This window comes from Turicibacter sp. HGF1, assembly GCF_000191865.1.
GTDB classification, from domain to species: domain Bacteria; phylum Bacillota_I; class Bacilli_A; order MOL361; family Turicibacteraceae; genus Turicibacter; species Turicibacter sanguinis.
Genome location: NZ_AEXQ01000002.1, coordinates 20,054 through 42,969, shown reverse-complemented (window position 1 = coordinate 42,969; position 22,916 = coordinate 20,054). Strand labels below are relative to the sequence as shown.

Annotated in this window: 12 protein-coding genes; 11 read left to right on the top strand and 1 reads right to left on the bottom strand. The window is 34.6% G+C overall.

Features of this window, described 5'->3' with window-relative positions; genetic code table 11:
• Positions 1-3 precede the first annotated feature (3 nt).
• Positions 4-645 (bottom strand): YigZ family protein, encoded by a 642-nt coding sequence (locus HMPREF9402_RS00210; RefSeq protein ID WP_006784614.1) that lies wholly within the window; start codon positions 643-645, stop codon positions 4-6.
• A 282-nt stretch (positions 646-927) separates the two neighbouring features.
• Between HMPREF9402_RS00210 and HMPREF9402_RS00205 the strand changes: the two genes are divergently transcribed.
• The 11 genes from HMPREF9402_RS00205 to secA all read left to right on the top strand — a co-directional run bounded on the left by HMPREF9402_RS00205 (position 928) and on the right by secA (position 22,795).
• Complete coding sequence (locus tag HMPREF9402_RS00205) at positions 928-1,794, top strand: DegV family protein (protein WP_006784615.1); 867 nt, start codon at positions 928-930, stop codon at positions 1,792-1,794.
• Positions 1,795-1,824: 30 nt separating this feature from the next.
• Entirely contained in the window at positions 1,825-2,676 is an 852-nt protein-coding gene (locus HMPREF9402_RS00200) for a DegV family protein (RefSeq protein WP_006784616.1), read from the top strand.
• Between the two features lie 119 nt (positions 2,677-2,795).
• The gene (locus HMPREF9402_RS00195; protein ID WP_009606115.1) at positions 2,796-3,686 is read left to right on the top strand and encodes a DUF4300 family protein; all 891 of its coding nucleotides are present in this window, start codon (positions 2,796-2,798) and stop codon (positions 3,684-3,686) included.
• Between the two features lie 117 nt (positions 3,687-3,803).
• Positions 3,804-4,949 (top strand): YibE/F family protein, encoded by a 1,146-nt coding sequence (locus tag HMPREF9402_RS00190; RefSeq protein ID WP_006784618.1) that lies wholly within the window; start codon positions 3,804-3,806, stop codon positions 4,947-4,949.
• 166 nt (positions 4,950-5,115) lie between these two features.
• Entirely contained in the window at positions 5,116-10,326 is a 5,211-nt protein-coding gene (locus tag HMPREF9402_RS00185; RefSeq protein ID WP_009606110.1) for a CehA/McbA family metallohydrolase, read from the top strand.
• Positions 10,327-10,655: 329 nt separating this feature from the next.
• Positions 10,656-16,259, top strand: a complete 5,604-nt coding sequence (locus HMPREF9402_RS14320) for a fibronectin type III domain protein (protein ID WP_009606111.1) — start codon at positions 10,656-10,658, stop codon at positions 16,257-16,259.
• 89 nt (positions 16,260-16,348) lie between these two features.
• Positions 16,349-17,278: a 1-phosphofructokinase gene (gene pfkB, locus HMPREF9402_RS00175; protein ID WP_009606140.1), complete on the top strand. Its 930-nt coding sequence runs from the start codon at positions 16,349-16,351 to the stop codon at positions 17,276-17,278.
• Positions 17,279-17,349: 71 nt separating this feature from the next.
• A complete protein-coding gene (locus HMPREF9402_RS00170) occupies positions 17,350-18,705 on the top strand; it encodes a DEAD/DEAH box helicase (protein WP_009606138.1) in 1,356 nt (451 codons plus the stop codon).
• On the top strand, positions 18,686-19,093 hold the full coding sequence (locus HMPREF9402_RS00165; RefSeq protein WP_009606116.1) for a hypothetical protein: 408 nt from the start codon (positions 18,686-18,688) through the stop codon (positions 19,091-19,093). Before HMPREF9402_RS00170 ends, HMPREF9402_RS00165 begins: the two co-directional genes overlap by 20 nt.
• Before the next feature lie 231 nt (positions 19,094-19,324).
• Positions 19,325-19,873, top strand: coding sequence for a ribosome hibernation-promoting factor, HPF/YfiA family (hpf, locus tag HMPREF9402_RS00160; RefSeq protein ID WP_009606131.1), 549 nt, complete (start codon positions 19,325-19,327; stop codon positions 19,871-19,873).
• Between the two features lie 399 nt (positions 19,874-20,272).
• Positions 20,273-22,795: a preprotein translocase subunit SecA gene (gene secA, locus HMPREF9402_RS00155; protein WP_009606120.1), complete on the top strand. Its 2,523-nt coding sequence runs from the start codon at positions 20,273-20,275 to the stop codon at positions 22,793-22,795.
• The last annotated feature ends 121 nt before the right edge of the window (positions 22,796-22,916 follow it).

Sequence of the window (22,916 nt, the reverse complement as noted above, 5' to 3'; positions counted from 1 at the left end):
TTTTTAGTTTTCTCGTTGATAGGGAATTTCTCTGAATGATGTTTCACCAGCTATAACGTCTGCTTTTCCATTTGTCATGTCGATGACCCAATTTTTAAATGCTTCTTCTGCTTCTACATCGATTAAAACTTCAACTGAAATTTTATCTGTATAATGAACTTGACTTAAGATGTAGTCTGTTCCTTCTAAGCGATTTTGAATCGTACCAAGTAGGGTGTAGTCGGCATTGATGAACATGGTTTTCATTGTTTTACGCTCAACGACTCCGAGTTCTTTAATCGCCTCTGACACGGCTTTTCCATATGTACGAATTAGGCCGCCAGCTCCAAGTTTAATTCCACCAAAGTAACGTGTGACGACGACTACGCAGTTTTTGATTCCTTGTTTTCGAAGGACTTCAAGCATTGGAACGCCAGCTGTTCCACTTGGCTCACCATCATCATTTGCTTTTTGAATTTCGTTGAAGTCTCCAACTTGATAGGCTGAGCAGTTATGTGTGGCATTCCAATGGATTTTTTTGATTTCTTTGATAAATTCCATTGCATCTTGATCATTATAAACACGTTTCACGTGACAAATAAAACGAGATTTATCTACAATGATTTCATTTTCCCCATCTTGTGCGACCATTAAATAACGTTCCATGTAATCACCTCATGTTCTTTGGTTTAATTATATCGAATTCTAGATTAAAAACCAACTATTTAGGGAATTTGTATTTTCTAATATAATGCATGAATATAATGGAAAAGTTCATATTATAGTAGAGGATTAGTATTTAAAAAGTTGACTTTTTTTTGATTTAAGTTAAAATAGAACAGAAAGCTTTGAAAATAAAACTATTTTTCGTTCGTTAAGATGAAGTCGAATATTTGAGTCATTATAAAATATGTTATAATATTGATAGTTAAGATAATGAGGTGGATTATGAAAATTGCAATTGTAACAGATAGTCTTACGCATTTAACGACATCTGATTTAGAACGCTATCCATATGTTTATTATGGATATTTAAATGTTATTGTAAATGATCAAACTTATGTAGAGCATAAAGAAATCAATAATAAAGAGTTATTTAATCTAATTGATAGTGGTGCATCATACTCAACATCACAGCCATCACCTGATGTGTTTGTTCAGATTTATGAGCAAATCAAAGATGAGTATGATTATATTTTAAGTTTACATTGTACACCAAAAGTAAGCGGAACAGTTAATGCGGCACGTATTGCTAGTACAATGGTAGATGGATTAGAAGGACGTATTTCGGTTATCGATTTAAATACCGCATCAATTGGGGAAGAAAATATTATTATTAAAGTTTGTCAATTAATCGATGAAGGAAAATCATTAGATGAATTATTAAAAGTGATTGAATTTTATCGTAATCATACAACACTTTGTTTAGTCATTGATGACTTAAATACGTTAGTTAAAACGGGGCGTTTATCTAAAACAGCAGCAAGTATCGGTAATTTATTAAATATTAAGCCAATTATCGGGTTAGTTGATGCCCAGCTTGATGTTTTGGATAAAGTTCGTACAAAAAAACGTGTATTAAAATGGATGGTAGAACATTTAAAAGAGGAAATCGAAAAGTCTGGTAAGCAGATTGTTCGCCTTACTTATTCTAATGATTTAGAGTTAGCACAAGAGTTGAAAAAATTAATGGAAGAAGCTTGTGGTGATCAAGCAGAAGTTCATGTAGGAAATGAAATTGGCCCAGTTATGGCGATTCACTTTGGTCGCGGAGGCGTAGGAGCTTGCTGGATGCCAGATCAATATAAAATTTAATTAGCAAACTAGATTTGGGAGGAAAATGATATGGCAAAAGTCGCGATTGTATCTGATAGTACAGGTTGTATTCCTGCAGAGACTGTAAAAGCTTTAGATATTTATGTTAACTATATTTCGGTGGTTTTTGGAACTGAGTCTTATCGAGAATTTATTGATATGTCTCCTGAGGAGTTTCTTGAGCGTAGTGCCAATTACAACGGGTTACCAACAACTTCACAACCATCTCCAGGACAAACGATAGCTTTATATGAATCATTATTTGAACAAGGGTATGAAGATATTATTCATATTAACATTTCAAGTCAATTAAGTGGTAGTCATCAAACAGCTTTAACATGTGCAGAAATGGTTAACCCTGAGCATATTCACGTATTTGATTCACGTACTGTTACTTATACACAAGGTATGTTTGCTGTTTATGCAGCAATGAAAGCTAAAGAAGGAGCGTCAGCTCAAGAAATTTTAGAGTACTTAGAAATGATTCGTGAAAATAATCAATTTTACGCAGCTATTAATGATTTAACTAATTTACGCAAAGGTGGACGTTTATCAAATGTTGAAGCAGCATTAGGTAGCTTACTACAAATTAAACCTATTTGCCAAATTCAACCTGATGGAACATTCCAAGCTGTTGAAAAGATTCGCACGTTTAAAAAGGCATTAAAGCGTTTAATTGAAATTTCAAAAGAGGCACAGTTAACAGAAGATTATCAATTAGTTGTGATGCATATTGGGAATGAAGAGGCTGCAAAGACAGTTCAAACTGAATTACAAGAAATTTATCCAAATCATGAAATTAATATCTATTCAATTTCATTAGTAGTAGCTGTTCATGGGGGACCAGGAGCAGTTGCCGTTGGTTGGGTAAAACATAAATAATACTAAAAAAAGATTACTGATTTCAGTAATCTTTTTTAGTATTTTAAAACTTTTTTCTTGATGTTTGCGTCTAATAGGTAAATAATAAAACAGACTTTAAATAAGTGGAGGATTTTAGTATGAAGAAATATTTCTTACTAGTAGGAACAGCTATTGTATTAGTTACAGGATGTAGTTCTAAAAAAGTAGAGTTAGAATCAATATCAGAAGAAAGTACGGAAGTGCAACAATCTATTCCCTTTACATACTCATTCTTAAATGATGACGAGATTCAACATGAAGTTTCGGCTTTATTATTAGAAAATGGTGTTTCTCAGTCAGCTATTAATTCATTTTTTACATCGGTCAATCATTTTAATAAACTAGCTGTGGATACGCTAGACACGAAGGTAGGATTTGAAACAATTAATCTTTTTGACTTATCGATTGATTATGCATATATTCAAGAACAATGGGATAATCAAACAGATTATTTAGATCAAAATTGCCGATTAACAGTTTTTAACTTAATGAAGGAACTAATTAAAATAGATACAGAAGACGTTATCTCAGACGAAATGAATAATTTAATATTTGATGAAGAGATTATTAAAGAAAATCCTAATATTCAGTTTACAGATGAAGAAGCAAGTGCCTATCATAACTTTTATACGGCGATTTCAACAAAAGAGACGACTGATCAAAGTTTTCATGTTAAACAAATTCAAAAGGAATGGAAAAATCGTGGGATAAAGTTTGAGACGGACGATAATATTTCAATTATCAGTGTTTTCTTAAATTACAACGAGGATAAATCACTATTTATTGGGCATACGGGTGTTTTAATTAAAACAGATGATGGATATTTATTTTTAGAAAAGGTGGCCTCAATGGAACCCTACATTGTTTCAAAATATAGCAATATAGATGAATTCAAAGCCTATTTAACGGCTCTTTATGGGAATCATGTATTCGATGGTGGAAGTAAACCAATTTTCATGCAAAATGATAAGTGGTTAAATGCTGAATAAAAAAATTGTATAATAATGTAATATTTTGTTAAAAAAAGGAATGTTGTATAATGATTATGAACAACATTCCTTTTTTTATGGAGAGGTATGTGAGGATTATAGCTAGGAGGATTAATTGTGAAGAAATTGGTGAAAGAGATTATGCCCATTATTTTGACATTGCTAGCATGCTTTGTCATTGTCGTTGTATCGGATTCTATTTTTCAAGGAGGATATCTACCTAATCGATTAAATCGGGATATTCAGTATTATGAAGCAACGGTTTTAGAAGTGATAGATGAAGAGTTAGGACCTGATAATTATACAGGAGAATTCACAGTCGGATTACAAAATATACGGGTTCAGATTACCGAAGGGCCATATTCGGGAGAACAACATGTTTTTAAAAATTATGTAAGCCGTCTATATAATACAGTGGTTAAAAAAGGTACAGATATTATAGTTGGAGCTTATCTAGAAGATGGCGAAATTATGGATTTAACAACAAATACGTATAAGCGTAGTCATGTCATTGTGATATTGGCGATTATTTTCTTTGTATTAGTTGCTTGGATTGGAAAGTTAAAGGGTGTAAAATCGATTGTTTCATTATTATTTACTGGGACTTGTGTTATCTTTTTAATGCTACCGTTAATGTTAAACGGAATGAACCCAGTATTAGCGGCAACCATTATAGTCTTTTTAAGTACCTTTGTAACATTAGGACTTGTTTCAGGAATTAATAAGAAGACATTGGCTGCTATTATTGGAACGTTATCAGGTGTCTTAATTGCAACTCTTATTGCCTATTTGTTTGGAAATTGGTCGCATTTATCAGGTGGAACGATGCAAGATACAGAGGCTTTACTCTATGTGTCAGAGACTAGTAAACTTCAAATAAAAGGGTTAATGTTAGCAGCAATATTAATTGCATCGCTAGGGGCGGTCATGGATGTTGCGATGTCAATTTCTTCATCGTTATTTGAATTAATCTCAGTAAATGAACAATTAACATTTAAAGAATTAGTCCGAAGCGGAATGAATGTTGGAACTGATATGATTGGTACAATGACGAATACGTTAATTTTAGCTTTAGCAGGTGGATCATTAACAACGATGATTTTGATTTTTACTGCATCAATTAGTGAAAAACAGTTAGTTAACTTAGATGTGTTAGGCACAGAATTAATTCAAGGATTATCAGGAAGTATTGGAATTGTTATAACGGTTCCCATTACAGTGGTTGTGACGGCATATTTATGTAAAATGAAAAAAGTTGATTAGAGATAATCAACTTTTTTTATACAAATATTACTAAATTATGACGAAATTTTTATATTTTTAACAATAAATTAATTATTTTTTTCCAAAAAATTGTTATAATGGAAATAAATCTGAAAATATTAAAGGCCATTTTTATTTTCAGAAAATAAGTAATATGGAGGATATTATGAGGACAACAATTTTTAAAAAGGTATTAAACAGTGTGTTAGCTGTTAGTATCGCAACAACGGGATTTGTAATCCCTACACCGAAATACTTTGTTCATGCGGAAGAAGTGGCGGTACAGAAAGTAGTTTTATCAGAAGGTTTTGATAACTATATAAATGAAATGCCGAGTGGGTGGTTAGAGGAAAATGCGTATGGACAACGTCCAAACTATAATAACATCTCAAATAGTGGATTAGCTGCGCCATCTGTTAAACTTGGAAGTAATGGACAAACACTAACAACACCGATGTTTGTATTAGATAATGTAGGAACGTTATCTTTTGTCGCAAAAGGTAATGGAAATAATGGTGATTTTTCTTCAGAGCTTGTTGTTAAAGTTCTTAATAATGGGATTTGGGAAACTATTTTATCAGAGGTTATTTCTCAAGATAAACAAACATTAACTTTTGAGCTTGCCCAAACGGTGACACAAGTTCAATTTATGATTAATAAAGTGGTTGGGAATGTGATGATTGATGATGTTAAAGTCACAACAACATCTACTTCTACTGATGCAGAATTACCAAGTGAGCCAACACCAGATGTTGTTCCGTTAGAAGGTTTAGTTCTAACAGGAGCTTCTAAGCTTGCTGTGGGGGTTGAATCAACGTTAAAAGTTGAGTATCAACCAGAAAATACAACACAAACAGAAGTAACGTATGCTTCAACTGATGAGAATGTTATTACTGTAACACCTGAAGGAAAAATAACAACTCATGCTGAAGGACGTTCAATGTTAACGGCAACATCAACTGCTAACCCAAGTTTAGTAGCTGAAAAATTAATCATTGTAGAAAATACGCCAGTTGTGGAAGAAATCGTTGTTTTTGATGAAGGATTTTCTTCTTTCCCAACGTTAGCTGATGGTTGGAGTACAAATGTAACTGAAACTTATAGTGGACCTGCACTGAAGATGAACCAAAAGGATCATTTTATTCAAACGCAAGAGTTTGGACTTGGTGATACTGCAAAGTTTTACTTAACTGTGAAGGGAAATTCTTCTCAAGCTTCAGGAACAACAGTTTTAGCGGTTCAATATCAATCTGATTATGGAACTACTTGGCATACGTTAGCAGAGATTAGTGAAATTACTGGAAGTGCTGTGAAGCATGAGTTAGAGGTACCAGCTAATGCGACTCGTTTACAAGTTGTTGTAACGACTAAAGGTCAAATGAATGTTTCATTAGATGACTTAAAATTAGTAGCTACTTCATTAAAGGATAAAGAACCTGATACAGAATTACCTGTTATTGAACATACGGCCCTAGCAGAAGGAAATCTTGATTATGATTTAGTGGTTAAAGCCAATGTATCAGATAATCGTAAACTTGCTAAAGTAACATTAAATTATCGTGTTGCAGGGACTGAAAAGTTCCGAACAATTGAGATGGCTTTAGTGGACGGTTTATATGAAGGCACGATTTCTAAGTCTGATTTATCAACAGATGGAATGGAATATTATATTGAAGCAGTAGATGCTGAAGGAAATAAAGCACAGACTGATACATATCAGGTTAAAATTTCTGATTTAGATAAGGTTGCGCCTCTTATTACGAGTCTATCTCCAGCAGATAATGCAAACTTAGGTAAAAATAAAACACCTAAAATTTCTGCTAAATATTCTGATCGTTCAGGAATTAACACAGAGTCAGTGAAGTTATTCTTAAATGGTGAAGAAGTAACTAAAAAGGCAACAATTACTGAAACTGAGGTAACGTACCAAGTTGAAAAAGAATTAGAAAATGGAACTTATTCGATTAAGTTACAGTTAGAAGATAAAGTAGGAAATGCCGTCGAAAAAGAGTGGAGCTTTAAAGTTGCTGATGTTGCTCGAAATTTATATTTTGGACAATTACACTCTCATACAAATTTATCAGATGGTCAAGGAACAATCGATGAAGCTTATACGTATGCTAAAAATCAAGCAAAAGTTGATTTCTTAGCGGTAACTGATCATTCAAACTCATTTGATAATGATACACAAGCGAGTATTGCTGATGGATCAATGAGTACGAAGTGGAATACAGGATTAGCAGCGGCTGATAAGTATAATGAAGATGGTGTGTTTACAGCATTATATGCTTATGAAATGACTTGGTCAGCGGGTACTGGGAAGTATGGACATATGAATACGTTCAATACACCAGGGTTTGAGACGCGTACAAATGCAGCAATGGATTTAAAATCGTATTATAATGCCTTAAAAACGCAAGAACAATCAGTTTCACAATTTAACCATCCTGGAACAACATTTGGTGATTTCGTAGACTTTGGATTCTATGATGAACAAGTGGATGAATTAATTACATTGATTGAAGTAGGGAATGGTGATGGACCGATTCGTGGAAGTGGACATTTCCCATCTTATGAGTATTATACTCGTGCGTTAGATAAAGGATGGCACGTTGCTCCAACAAATAACCAAGATAACCATAAAGGGTTATGGGGAAATGCAAATACAGCGCGTACTGTAATTGAAGCGGAAGAGTTAACACGTGAAAGCCTATATGAAGCGATTCGTGAACGTCGTGTTTATTCAACAGAAGATGAGAATTTAGAGATTTCATATGAGTTAAATGGTGCGACAATGGGGTCTATTTTATCTGAGCAATCAGAAGCTAATGTAGTGGTAACAGTATTAGATCCTGATGCTGGAGATACGATTGATAAAATTCAATTAATCACAGATGGTGGGCGCGTTGCTCATGAGGTTACAAATGTAAATGCGACTGAAAAAGAATGGAAGTTAACATTTACTCCAGATGCATCATCAACTTACTATTATGTAAAAGTGGTTCAAGGAGATAAAGATATCGCGGTAACCGCTCCAGTCTGGATTGGGGAAAAAGAAAATGTAGGTATTTCAAACGTTGAAGCAAGCTCATCTAAATTATTAGTAGGAGATGAGGTAACGGTTGAAACAGTTGTATTTAATAATGAAAGTAAAGCTATTACCAATGCTAAAGTAGAATATTATGTAAATGGATCAACAGAAGCTGTTGCAACAGATTCATTAGCTATGATTGAAGCATCAAATAATGGTTCTTTAAAAGCAACATTCCCAATTACGAAAAAAGGGAAAAATGTGATCGAAGCAGTGCTCACATTAACGATTAATGGTGCTGTTCGTGAATATACAGAGCGTATTGAAATTACAGCATTTGATTCAAGTGAAGTAAGCCATGTTTTAATTGATGGAAGTAAGATGAATGGATACGTAACCGGAAACTATGCTGGAAACATGAACTATGTAACTGAATTAGTAGGCCAAGAAGGTGGAGTTGTTAAGATTAATACTGAAACAATTACATCTGAAATTTTAACTGGAATCAATGTTTTAATTATTACAGATCCAGAAAATGATTTTGTTTACAGTAATGAAGAGGTCGTAGCAATTAAAGCCTTTGTTGAAGCAGGTGGGGATTTAATCGTCACATCTAAAGCTGATTATAAAGATCAAACGGGTCAGTTTGGAAACGCAGCTCAAGGAAATAAAGTTTTAGAGGCAATCGGTGCAACGATTCGATTCAATGATGATCAGGTTGTAGATCCAGTTGAAAATGGTGGGCAAGCATACCGTTTATACTTCGATGATTATAATGAAGAAAGTCCCTATACAAAAGGAATTGATTTTGGAAAAATAGAGCAAGGTAATTCAAAAAATACGGATTATAAATTTAGTTTCTATAGTGGAAATTCAGTTTTAGTTCCGGCAGATGCAACAAATGTTGATGTTGTGGTAAAAGGGCATGAGACTACAACGAATGATGACGCGGATAAACAAGGCGATTATACTCCATTAAATCCAGGTGACATGGTTGCGTTAGCAGTTGAAACTTTACCAAATGGATCTAAAGTAGTAGCGTCGGGTGTAACGTTCTTCTCAGATTTCGAAATGAATCCAAAGAATGATTATTCAAACCGTACGATTGTAACAAATTTAATCAATGATTTAGCGCCAGCGAAAGAAGCGCAAATCACCCCTATTAAAGAACTTCATACTGATCTAGATGGGGATAATATGCCAGATTTAGCAGGTGAAACTCGTACAATCGAAGGTTATGTGACTGCTGGGAACTCTAACTCAAAAACAACGTTCTTTGATGTTATTTATGTACAAGATGAAACCGGTGGGATTACGATTCACCCAATTTCAAATTTAAAATTAAAACTTGGACAAAAAGTACGTATTACAGGTGTGGTTGGAGCTTATGAAGGTGATACTCAATTAGGAAATGTGAATGAAGCATTAGATGTTGAAATTCTTGATGAGTCAATTAACTTAGTGAAACCAACATTCATGTCAACTGCAGATAGTATGTTAGAAGAAACTGAAGGTTTATTAGTAGCCGTGAAAGGAACAGTAACTCGAATTGATACTGAAAAAGGAAATATCTTTGTTAATGATGGAAGTGGAGAAGCTCGTGTCTTCATCAATGGATATATTGGTGGAAGTAAAGTAGATGAGATTGATTCATGGAAATCACGTATTTCAGTAGGAGATACGTTATATGCTGTTGGATTATCAGCAGAGGACCCAGAAGGATCACGTATTCGTGTTCGCGATACTGATGAATTAGTGGTTATTGATGATGAAACGCCAGAAATTCCAAATCCAGAGGTTCCTGAATATAGTATTCCTGATTCAATTTTAGGGGCAATTAATACAGCTGTGATTAAACCAATGACAGGAAATGGATCAGTGGAAAGTCCATTAATGTTAAATGCATCAAGTGCAACTTTAACAGATGTTGAAGAAATGATAAATGGATTCCAAGGATATACGGTTAAAGTCACTTTATTAGCGGAAGCATCAAATGAATTCCAGTATTCTATTCAATTAATTCCAAATACAAGAAGTGGTGAAACTATTTCATTAATTTTAACTGTTTCAAAATCTCAAACTGAAGTTGTAAATTATTTAAATTCATTAATTAACACTTCAGGTGGCGGTTCTAATTCAGGTGGAAATCATAGTGGAAACACAGATGGAAGCAACAATAATTCAAACGACAACTCAACAAATCATTCAACGACTTCAAACCCATCAACAGGTAAACCCGAAACAGGATATCAAGTAATGGGATGGATGTTAGGTGGTATTGCATTTATCGTTGCTGGATATGTAGCATACGTAATTTATAATAAACGTCAAAAAGAAGTAAAATAATTTAAAAGACTGACTCCAAAGGGTCAGTCTTTTTTTCGCCAAGATAAAAGAAAGTAGACTTTTCTGTCTTCAAAATATGGTTAAAGTGTACTGGTAAAACTACTATATTCGGAAATACGAATGCCGCACGTTAAAGCGAATTTTTTTCCTCTTTTCTGTCATGGTTCGACAACGTAACCGTTTACAGTGTGGCATTATTATCTTGTGAATTAATGTGAAATTAGAATGGAGGGAATAAAGAAATTTAATCGGTTAATTAAGAAGGAAATGAAAAACTATTCGTAAAATGAACGATGCTACTTAAGTAGTGAATCCGGGGGGAATTATTCGTGAATTTGAAAAAAGTAAAAAAGAGACTTTCAACTTTGTTAGCAGTCTCAATGTTGTGTTCGAGTTTTAATATTAATCTATCGAGGGTACAGGCGGAAGAAAGTTCTGAGAATGTTTTAATTACAGAGGAGGTCATTGAACAAGTCCCTTCAGAAGAAAAAACTGAAATAACAATTGGGACAGAGATTGATCAGGTAGAAGAAAGTCTAGATTCAAGTAATGAAGAATTGAATTCATCTGATGAGAAATTATCAATGATTGAGATAGAAGGAAAACAAGATGTTTTAACTGAGGAGGTAAGAACAGTAAAGGCAAAACAAACAATTTGGATTGTAGGTGATTCAACGGTTTCATATTTTACAGATGAATATTACTATCCTCGTTATGGATGGGGAACTCAAATTGATAAGTATTTTGATAGTGAACGATTTGAAGTGAAAAACATTGCGCTGTCAGGTAGAAGTTCTAAGAGTTTTATAACTGAACCAGAATATCAAATATTATTAGACGGAATGAATGAGGGTGATTATCTCTTTATCGGATTTGGTCATAACGATGAGAAAACAGAGGCTGAACGTTATACGAATCCAAATGGAGATTATACGGTAACAGGAAGTTTTGCAAACTCTTTGTACGAAAATTATATTAGACCGGCAAGTGAAAAAGGAGTTACTTCTGTTTTAATGACACCGATTGTCAGACGTAGTGCAAGTGGTGATTGGACACAGTCAGAGTTACATGTTACGGCAACGTCTGGAGAATTTGAAGGTGGAGATTATCCACAAGCAGTTCGAGATTTAGGAAAAGATTTGAATGTAGCTGTTGTTGACTTAACTTCTTTAACTAAGTCTTTATACGACGAGTTAAAACCAAGTGAGACATTAAATCTTCATGCCTGGACTTCTAATAAAGAGGCATCAGTAGATAATACGCACACAAATATTTGGGGTGCACACTATAATGCATACTTTATTGCGAAAACAATTAAGCAATTAAATATTAGTGGCTTATCTGAATATGTTCTTGAATCAGCTATTAGTAGTGCTCCAAATAAGGAAGAGTATTTAAAGTCAAATCCTGACTATGTCGCACCGTCATATGATAATAACCTGGAGGATAGTATTCTTTGGGATGATTATGGAATTTTTAAAGGTTCTGTTTTTGGGAATGTTGGGGGAGAACCAACGACTGATAATTTTACTTTAGAAACTGATGCTGATGGTAATATGCATATTGCAGTAAAAAATGATAAAGGTAAAATTGCTTCAGCTGTTGATGGTCTTGCGATGTATTATTATAAAGTGCCTGTTGGGAGTACCTTTACGTTAACAGCGACTGCAAAAGTTAATAGTTTTAAGTCTAATAATCAAGTGTCTTTTGGATTAATGGCTCGAGACGATATGTATGTAGACAAAAATATTGGAGATCCAATTGGGGATTATGTGGCGGCTGCTCCTCTTAATTTAACCAAACCTGTGGGTGAGGTATGGAATTCTTTTGCTCGTAAAAGTGGAGTTTTAACTCAGGGTGGTACAATGATTAATGAAATTAAAGCAGGGGATTCAATTGAGTTAAAACTTGAGAGCAATAGTGATGGATATGCTGCAACGTTAGGAAATGAACAAACGATTACGGGAGGCTTTGATTTCCCATTAACAAGCATTGATTCCGAATATGTTTATGTAGGAATGTTTGTAGCTAGAAATGCGGATGTGACATTCAGTAATATTAAACTTGTGGTTGATGGAAAAGAAGTGACAGGCAGTACAGCAGGGGAAACAGTACAAAGTATTTTAAATGTATCTGATTTACCAGTTGGTGATATTGCGTCTGATTTAGACTTAGAAGAGTTTACAATTAAATCGGGAACAACGATTGATGCTCATAAGAAAACAAGTGATGAGGGAATTGAGTTTACACAACGTTTGAAATTAAATGGAACAGGAAGCAAAGATTCTCGTTCGGTTCACTTTAGTACAGATAAAGAAGCAGAGTTGAAGCTTTATGCCTTATCAGCATCATCTAGTGCAGAGCGAGAACTTGGTGTTTATAAAGCTGATACAAATACATTAGTAACAACAATTAAAGTAGCGAATGAAAATCCATTAGAGGCTAAATACGTGACATTAACGGAAGCTGGAGATTATTATATTGCTTCTTTAGCAAGTGGGGTCAATGTTTATTACTTAGATGTCACCCAAACAAAAGGTGAGGTACAACGTCCTGCTTGGGAGTCAGTTATATCACCGGTTATTTCTAGCGCTAATGTTAATGATGAAGATAAAGCTTTAATTGATGTCGCTTGGGAAATGGTTATTGGTGATGCAGGGGCTGACAAATTAGAAATTAAATTATTAGATGCTAATGATGAAGTTGTGGATAGTAAAGTCGTTAAAAAAGACTCAACATCTGGTGTTGCACAGTTAACCCCAAATGCGAGTGGCGATTATAAAATCTTAGCAGAAGCAACTCGTAGTGGGGAGGAAGAAGTCAAGTTATCAACAACGTTTGAGTTCAAAAACTTTATCCAACCATTACAGAGCTTCGCGATTACAAAAGTTTTAACAGGTGAAAATCATTCGTTAAATGTAGAATGGGAGTCAGTTGAAGAGGCTGAGTACTATCAAGTAGCAATCAAAGAAGATGGAACAGATACGTATCAAATCATCACTGAGAAAACAACTAATACTCAACTTAATATTCCAAATTTAACAGTTGGAACAAAATACGTTGTAAAAGTCAGTGCTATTCGTGGAGAAGATACAGTTGAGGCAACCGTTACGAAAGTATTAAAGGATGCTCCTGAAATTTGGAGTGTTGGACAAATCGGTTCAAATGCAGCGGGAACTGTGACTGAAAATGAAGATGGAACTGTGACAATCTCAGCATCAAACGGTAAGATTGCAGATAGTGAAGATGGGATGACATTCTACTACACTGAGTTACCATCTACCGAAAACTTTACGTTAACAGCAACATTCAAAGTGGATGCGACAACAGTTAGTGGGAAAACGTATGATGGTCAATCAGGATTTGGAGTTATGGCGATTGATGCTCTGGAGTTAAATAATACGAATGCACGTTACTTTAACTCTGCCGGAGCTGTATTTGCACGTTATAAACACGATGTGACGACGTATAATGGAATTCCTGGTGGTCGTTTTGTAACAGGTTATGAAGAGGGTCCAACAACACCATCGATTGATCGTAAATTAATTAATACCTCTGTATTTGACTGGGATTTTAATAAAGAAAACTTTAACGATCCATCAAAACCTCATTATCAAGTAGGAGATGTTTATACGTTAACACTTCGCAAATCAAATACAGGGTATCATGCGATTTTAAATAATGAGACAACTAATCAAGTGATTTATTATGACTATGATAATGAATTATTAACCGTTCAAGATGAAGAATCAATTTATGTTGGAATGATGGCATCTCGAGGGGTTGCAGTTACTGTTTCTGATATCGAGTTAACATTAATTTCACCAGCAGATGATGAAGCTCCGATGGAAAGACCAGTGGAGTACGTTACGCCTAAGTTTTCAAGTGATACAACAAAAACGACAGCGGATACAAATTATGAATTATCTGTGACATCAAATGTAGCTGGGACGTATAGCATTAAAGATGCTTCAGGTAAAACATTATATAAAGATTTACCGTTAGAATCGGGACAACGTATTTTAAACAAATTGACGTTAGCAACTGGAGATAATCAATATAAAGTAGAATTTACGCCATCTATTAATCAACCGACTTTAACCGAATATCAAGAATTATCTTCATATGACACAATGACTTTAAATGTAACCATTTCTTGCAACTCATTTGGAACTAGCGAAAATGCATTATATGTTTCAACAACAGGAAGCAAAAATGGAGAGGGAAGTCAAGAAAATCCACTGGATATTTATACGGCAGTTGCGTATGCTCAACCGGGACAGGAAATTGTCTTACTTGAAGGAACATATTATTTGACGGAAGCTATTACGATTGACCGTGGACATGACGGAACAGCTGATGAGATGATTACATTAATGGCCGAACCTGGTAAACGTGTGGTGATTGATTTATCACAATCACCAAAAGGTGGATTTACCATTAATGCTGACTACTGGCACTTCTTTGGATTTGAAATTTGTAATTCACAAGATAATGCAAAACCATTATTAATTCAAGGGAATCATAATATTGTTGAACAATTGAAAGTCTATAAAAATGGAACGACAGGAGTACAAATTAGTGGCTCGGCTTCTGAAGATAAGAGTATGTGGCCAAGCTATAACTTAGTACAAAGTGTTGAGTCTTATGACAACATGGATGCTAATGCTAATGATGCAGATGGGTTTGCAGCTAAAATCACGGCAGGTATTGGGAATATCTTCCGTTACTGTATTTCTCATAACAATATTGATGATGGTTGGGATTTATATGCTAAATCAACATCAGGAAGCATCGGACAAGTTGTTGTTGAGTCTTCAATTGCGTATGAAAATGGATACTTGACAACAGATCCTGAGAAAACAGTGGTGGGTGAAGGAAATGGATTTAAACTGGGTGGAGAAAGTATGCCAGGGAATCACATTTTAAGAAATAGTATTTCATTCAACAACTATGCTAAAGGCGTTACAAGTAACAGCGGACCAGACGTTCAAGTGTATAACACCGTCTCATTTAATAACGGTGGAACAAACCTTTCATTATATACATCTTATAAAGAAACAAACTATAAGTTAGATCACTTTGTTTCTTATAACGGTGGTAAAGTAGATGATATTAAGTTGACTGGACAGTCAAGTTTAGCAAGTGAAACTAACTATCTTGATGGTAAAAATATTAATGGGGAATCTGTTCCATCTAGTTGGTTTGAAAATGTGGATATGAAAAACTATCCAACGATTAATGAAAAGGGTGGATTTGATTTTAATGGTTTAGAAACCTTATTGCTTGAAAGCGAAGAGTTTTTAGGGATTATGGCAACAAATAAAACAGAGCCAACTGTTATTACAGTTGGAACCGAGATTAGTTCAAATGGTTCAACTGAAACACCAAAACCTGAAGAGCCAGTTGTACCTGAAAAACCAAATTATATCATCCCAGATTCAATTAAAGATGCGATTGATTCAACGGTTATTAAACCAGTAACAGGAACAGGAGTCGTTAATAAACCGTTAATTTTAGATATAACCGGTGCAAGTTTATCAGATGTTAAATCAATGTTTGAGAAATTATCTAATTTTACAGTAAGTGTATCTATGTTGAAAACTAGAAGTAATGAAGTTCAATATTCAGTTTTATTAACAAGTGCTAATGAAAGTATTTCTTTAATTTTAACTGTGGACACTAATCAAAGCGATGTGATTAGTTATTTGAATTCTTTCATAAAGGATACATCAAAACCAGATGATTCAAAACCTGAAACACCAAAACCAGAAGAAAATACTAATTCAACCACTCAATCATCAACAACGACTAATAAACCTGCAACAGGTTATACGTTAATGGGATGGATGACGTTAGGTGTTTTTTCAACATTACTTGGTTTTGTTTCTTATATTAAAAGAAATAAGAATGATAAAAAACAAGTAAAATAATTTTTGAAGACTGACTCGAAAGAGTCAGTCTTTTTAGTAAATGATTTACTCTGTTTGGAATATACTAAGCCTGAAGGAGTGTGATAACTATGATTACGACGATTACTTTAAATCCAGCTTTAGATAAATTGATGGAATCTGAAAGTCTTCAGGTTGGAGAAACAAATCGTGCCGATATTTTAAATAGTTCAGCTGCAGGAAAAGGAATTGATGTGGCGAAAGTTTTACGTGATTTTAAACGTGAAGTTAATGCAACAGGCTTTTTAGGTGGAATTGTAGCCCCTATTTTTAAACAGTGTTTTGAAGATGAGAAAATTAATGATCATTTTATTGCGATTGAAGGGCAGACTCGTACAAATATTCAGCTTTTTGATAAGTCAGGGAAACGAACGGAAATTTTAGAGAAGGGCCCTGAGGTGAGTTCTGCTGAAAAAGAGGCATTGATTCATAAAGTAGAGGAGCTTGCTAAGGTGAGTAGTGTTGTGGCGATTTGTGGTAGTGCCCCTCGTGGAGTTGATGAAGCTTATTTTACGGAGTTGATTCAACTTGCAAAAGCAAATTGTCATACGGTTATTGTAGATGCATCAGGAGCTTTATTAAAGGTTGCGATTAAGCAAAAGCCTAAACTTATTAAGCCGAATAAAGATGAGATGTTTGAATTAATGGGAGTGAAATCAGCAACGCAAGAAGAAATGATTGAGTTTGCACAACATCTTTGCCAAGAAGGGATTGAGTATGTATTGATTTCGCTTGGAAAAGAGGGAGCCATGCTAGTTTCACAAAAGGGTGTATGGAAAGGATTGGCACCTGATGTTGATGTTAAAAGTACGCTAGGTTGTGGTGATACGGTTGTTGCTTCTATGTGTATTTCGTTTGATGAAGGTGATGAGCCGGCAGTGATGTTAAAAAAAGCGATTGCTTTATCGAGTGCGAATGCGATGACATTTGAAACGGCACACGTTATTTTAAAGGATTATGAAGAGTTATTACCACGATGTGAAGTTGAGACTATTAAGTGAGGATTTTTATCCTCACTTTTTTAAAGGAATTAAAGAAGGGTTGACGTATGTTAAGGTAAGGAGTGATGTTGATGCAAGATTTGTGTGGCCGTGAGTGGACAGCGCAGGAATATGAGATGATATCGAATGATAGACGCTTAGATAAAGAAGAACTTGAGGTAATCAAAGGCCTTGAAAAACGTGACGGACATTGGTTCTGTTCACGGTGCTTAAATGAGAAATCCTTTGGTCAGTATGTGTATCGTGGTGAGCGATTGACGTATTGCCGGGAGTGTTTGGATTTTAAGCAGATTAATCAACATAGTTTGTTGTATCGTTCGAAAAGGAAGGCCACGATCACTCATAATGCGCATGTTTTGAATGCTGATTTTCAATTATCGACCTTGCAACAAGAGGGTTCGAATTTTAGTCAAGAAATACTAAACAAAGGTTATATAGGTATAAATTGGGCTGTTTGTGGAGCAGGTAAAACAGAAATGATGTTTGAATCAATCTCTTGTGCGTTGAAAGAGGGAAAGCGAGTTTGTTGGGCGATACCAAGGGCGGATGTCGTTGTTGAATTAGTACCACGTTTGCGTCAGGCTTTTCCTAATGCTTTGGTCGTTGGATTGCATGGGCGTTCAGATGAAAAAGATAAGTATGGAGATATTGTGATTACAACGACCCATCAGTTGATTCGTTTTTATCAGGCGTTTGAGTTTTTGATTATTGATGAAGTGGATGCTTTCCCCTATACGTTTGATGCAATGTTACCAAGGCTTGCCAAGAAAGCTTGTGTGCCAGGGTGTGCCACGATTTATTTATCTGCAACTCCTTCAAAGCAAGATCAACGACGGATTAAAAAGGGTGATTTAAAGTGTTGTCTCATTCCAGCACGGTATCATTTGTATCCATTAGATATTCCAAAATTTAAATGGTGTGGTCATTTTGAGCAGAAGATTGCACGTCAAAGGCTGCCTTTATCAGTTAAAAAGTGGATGCTTCAAAAAATAGAGATGAAACGACGTGCTTTATTATTTGTACCAACTATTGAAGCGGGACATCAGTTAGCTAGGGCGCTCAAGAAGCAACTAAAAATTGAGGTTGAATTTGTTTATTCGGGTGATTCTAATCGGTTAGATAAAGTTCGTCGATTTAAAGAAGGGGATGGACAGTTTTTGATTACGACGATGATTTTAGAGCGTGGAGTGACGATTGCAGATATTGATGTTGCCATTTTAGGTGCAGAGCACGAAGTTTTTGAAGAAAGTGCATTAGTTCAAATTAGTGGTCGGGTCGGGCGTTCTCCTAAGTTTCCTCATGGTGAAATCGTCTTTTTTCATTATGGCGTAACTCAAGCAATGGATGATGCCCGGGAGCAAATTAAAATGATGAATAAAAAGGCAAGAGAGCGAGGACTATTAAAAGATGAAGTGCCTCATTTGTAAAAATTTAATTGTCATTAATAGTTTTTCGATGGTGTTTGCCCATGTAGAACCAAAACTCTGTCAAAGATGTCATGAGCAGATGATTCCTAATAAATTAATCGCATTTCCCCTTCAAATGTATGAAGATAATGAATTTATGCGTGAATTAATAAGACGTCTTAATCTTGGTGATTTTGTGTTATTAGAAGTCATACTTCCAACACTTCATCAAGGGCTTCTAAAATTTAAATCAGATATTAAAGAGTTAATCGCTTATGATGTAGACGATCAGTTAAGTGAAATCTTACTAGAAGCATTACAGTTTAAAGGAGAGGGGGGAAAGACTATAAAAATAACATCTATGATACCTGAAAAAATAGAACAAGAAGGATTTATTAGTATTTTGTGAGAGGTTTTTGGAATATTTTTGCCTATAAATGCTTACAATTATATAAGTCACTTTTAGACACAAATGGTGTTTTAAAGCAGTGTTTGATGATTCGATAAGAGTGATTCGACAAGGGCTACAAACATCTGATAAAAAAATCGTTACACAAATAGACAAGTTTTTTAAAACGCTTTCTTTTTCCAAATGTTTGTAGTATAATAAAGGTACATCAGATAGATAGGAGTGATTCTAATGAGAATTCAAATCAGGGGAGCTAATCGTTTCGTTGTAACAGAGGCTATTAAAAATTACATTGAGAATAAAGTAGGTAGCTTACAACGTTTCTTACCAAATAATCAAGATTTAGAAGCCCGTGTTTACATTAAAATCTATGATGTCATCCAAAAAGTTGAAGTAACGATTCCAGGAAATCAGTTCATTTTACGTGCTGAAGAAGAAAATGATGATTTATATGCAGCAATTGATTTGGTTGTAGATAAATTAGAAAGACAAATTCGCCGTAATAAAACAAAAGCTAATAAAAAAATTCGTGAACGTGAAGGAATCAGCGATTACTTTGTAACGGTTGATGATACACCAGTCACTCATCAAGTGGAGGATGAAGTCCCTTATAAAGTGAAAAATGTTCATTTAAAACCGATGGATGTAGAAGAAGCGATTATGCAATTGGATTTACTAGGACACGATTTCTATGTGTATCGTGACATGGCAGTAGATGCCGTATGTGTGGTTTATCTTCGTAAAGATGGTAAGTACGGTGTCATTGAAACAAATAATTAATTTTCGATAATAATTTAGAGGCTATCTGATTAGATAGTCTCTTTGATGTGCATATAAAATTTGATTTAAAAAGATGCTTAAAAAGCTGCCAGAGGCAGCTTTTTAAGTTAATTTTAGTGATAAAAAGGGTGTTTATTCTCATTTTAGTACGTATTTCATTAATTAAAGTATGTTATTAGTTGAAATAATCATATTTCTGTACGTAAATTACCCAAATGGGGGGGTGATTTTTTATGTACATGTTCTCTTAAAAGTGGTAACATTATGTTAATAAAATAATTGTAAACAATATACAAATTAATAAATTATTTTCAAATGATATTTTTTACACTTATTTAATATTATATTTAAAGGTATGTAGCTAATTTTTTAGTGACGATATAGAAACAAGGAGCGATGATGATGATTGCAGCAATTAAAAAAATGTTAGACCCAAGTGTCAAAGTATTAAAGCGTGCTGATAAATTAGCAGATGAGGTTATTGCATTAGAACCACATATGCAACAATTAACAGATGAGCAACTTCAAAATAAAACATTAGAGTTTAAAGAGCGAATTGAAAAAGGTGAATCATTAGATGATTTATTAGTTGAAGCTTTCGCTGTTGTACGTGAAGCCTCAACACGTGTGCTTGGTATGACACCATTTAAAGTGCAAATTATTGGGGGAATTGCATTACATGGTGGTAATATTGCAGAAATGAGAACTGGGGAAGGAAAAACATTAACTTCTACGATGCCAGCTTACTTAAATGCGTTATCTGGTAAAGGGGTTCATATCATTACTGTCAATGAATATTTAGCGAGTCGTGATGCTCGTGAAATGGGTGAGTTATACCGTTGGCTTGGCTTAACTGTTGGATTAAATTTAGTTGGAATGTCTTCTGAAGAGAAGAAGGCTCAATATGCATGTGATATCATGTATTCAACGAACAATGAGTTAGGATTTGATTATTTACGTGATCATATGGTGCTTTATGCAAAACAAATGTGTCAACGTAAATTAAATTATGCGATTGTCGATGAGGTCGATTCAATTTTAATTGATGAGGCTCGTACACCGTTAATCATTTCAGGTGGACAAAAACGTACAGCCAATCTTTATGTTTTAGCTGACCGTTTTGTTAAGTCATTACGTGATGAAGAAGATTATAATATTGATATTAAAACGAAAAATATTCAGTTAAATGAAGGCGGGATTGAAAAAGCAGAACGTGCTTTCCGCATTGATAACTTATATGATATTAAACATGCTGTATTATTACACCATATTAATAATGCATTAAAAGCAAACTTTGTTATGACACGTGATGTTGATTATGTGGTTCAAGATGGAGAAATCGTAATTGTTGACCAGTTTACAGGACGTTTGATGAAAGGACGTGCTTATTCAGAAGGTCTTCATCAAGCGATTCAAGCTAAAGAAAATGTTCAAATTAAGCAAGAGACTTCAACATTAGCAACGATTACATTCCAAAACTTATTCCGTCTATATAATAAGTTATCAGGGATGACAGGGACTGCTAAAACAGAAGAGGAAGAATTCCGTAACATTTATAATATGATGGTTGTTGAAGTGCCAACAAACCGTCCAATCGCGCGTATTGATGCACCAGATTTAGTTTATAAAGATGTCAATGCAAAGTTCAACGCGGTAGTAGAGGAAGTCGTAAATCGTCATAAAACAGGACAACCTGTATTACTTGGAACAGTTGCAGTTGAAACATCAGAATATATTTCTCAGTTGTTAAAACGTAAAGGGGTTCCTCATAACGTTTTAAATGCGAAAAACCATGAGCGTGAAGCAGAAATTATTATGGATGCTGGTAAAAAAGGTGCTGTTACGATTGCAACAAACATGGCAGGTCGTGGGACTGACATCAAATTAACAGATGAAATTAAGGCTTTAGGTGGATTAGCTGTTATCGGGACAGAACGTCATGAGTCTCGTCGTATTGATAATCAGTTACGTGGACGTTCTGGACGTCAAGGAGATCCTGGATATACACGCTTCTATTTATCATTCCAAGATGAATTAATGCGTCGTTTCGGTTCTGATCGCATGCACGAAATGGTTGATAAATTAGGAATGGATCCAAATGAACCGATTGAAAGTAAAATGGTAACAAAAGCCGTTGAATCTGCACAAAAACGTGTTGAAGGTAATAACTATGATATGCGTAAAAATTTATTAGAGTATGATGATGTTATCCGTCGTCAACGTGAAGTGATTTATGGGCAACGTCAAGATATTTTAGAAACTGAAGATTTAACATCAGTAATCTTTGCGATGATTGATTCTTCAATCACACGTTTAGTAGAACAATTTGCTCCAGCGGAAGCCTCTGATGCTAAATCATCAACTGAGTATAATTATGAAGGGTTATTAAACTACTTAAATACAAACTTATTCCCAGTTGATCATGTAGAAAAATCTCAGCTTGAAGGAAAATCAACAAGTGAGATGATTGAATATATTGCAACTCTTGTGAAGGATAATTACCGTCAAAAAGAGGAATCAATTGATCCATCAATCTTCCATGAGTTCCAAAAAGTTATTGTTTTACGTGTTGTTGATACGCATTGGATGAATCATATTGATGCAATGGATGCTCTTCGCCAAGGAATTCATTTACGTTCTTATGGACAAATTAATCCACTTCATGAGTATCAATCTGAAGGGTTTGAAATGTTCAATCGTTTAATTGAACGTATTGAAGATGATGTCACTCGTTACATTTTACGTGCTGAGATTCGCCAAAACTTACAACGTGAGGAAGTAGCGAAACCAACAGCTACAAATAGTGGAAAAGAAGAGAAAAAACGCCCGGTAACACGTCAAGCTGATAAAGTGGGACGCAATGATGGGTGTCCATGTGGTAGTGGGAAAAAATATAAACAATGTTGTGGACAAGAACACTAATTGGATAGATTGAAATCATAGTTCAACTGATGTTTTAAATATCAGTTGAACTTGTTTTTCGTTTAAGAAGGAATTACTATCTACCAAACGATTAATAAGATAGAGATTGAAGAATAGTCTT

Excerpts from the sequence above, each read along its gene's own strand:
- HMPREF9402_RS00195 (WP_009606115.1), top strand. The coding sequence starts at position 2,796 with ATGAAGAAATATTTCTTACTAGTAGGAACAGCTATTGTATTAGTTACA.
- HMPREF9402_RS00165 (WP_009606116.1), top strand. The coding sequence starts at position 18,686 with ATGAAGTGCCTCATTTGTAAAAATTTAATTGTCATTAATAGTTTTTCG.
- HMPREF9402_RS00200 (WP_006784616.1), top strand. The coding sequence starts at position 1,825 with ATGGCAAAAGTCGCGATTGTATCTGATAGTACAGGTTGTATTCCTGCA.
- pfkB (WP_009606140.1), top strand. The coding sequence starts at position 16,349 with ATGATTACGACGATTACTTTAAATCCAGCTTTAGATAAATTGATGGAA.
- HMPREF9402_RS00185 (WP_009606110.1), top strand. The coding sequence starts at position 5,116 with ATGAGGACAACAATTTTTAAAAAGGTATTAAACAGTGTGTTAGCTGTT.
- HMPREF9402_RS00210 (WP_006784614.1), bottom strand. The coding sequence starts at position 645 with ATGGAACGTTATTTAATGGTCGCACAAGATGGGGAAAATGAAATCATT.
- HMPREF9402_RS00170 (WP_009606138.1), top strand. The coding sequence starts at position 17,350 with ATGCAAGATTTGTGTGGCCGTGAGTGGACAGCGCAGGAATATGAGATG.
- secA (WP_009606120.1), top strand. The coding sequence starts at position 20,273 with ATGATGATTGCAGCAATTAAAAAAATGTTAGACCCAAGTGTCAAAGTA.
- HMPREF9402_RS00205 (WP_006784615.1), top strand. The coding sequence starts at position 928 with ATGAAAATTGCAATTGTAACAGATAGTCTTACGCATTTAACGACATCT.
- hpf (WP_009606131.1), top strand. The coding sequence starts at position 19,325 with ATGAGAATTCAAATCAGGGGAGCTAATCGTTTCGTTGTAACAGAGGCT.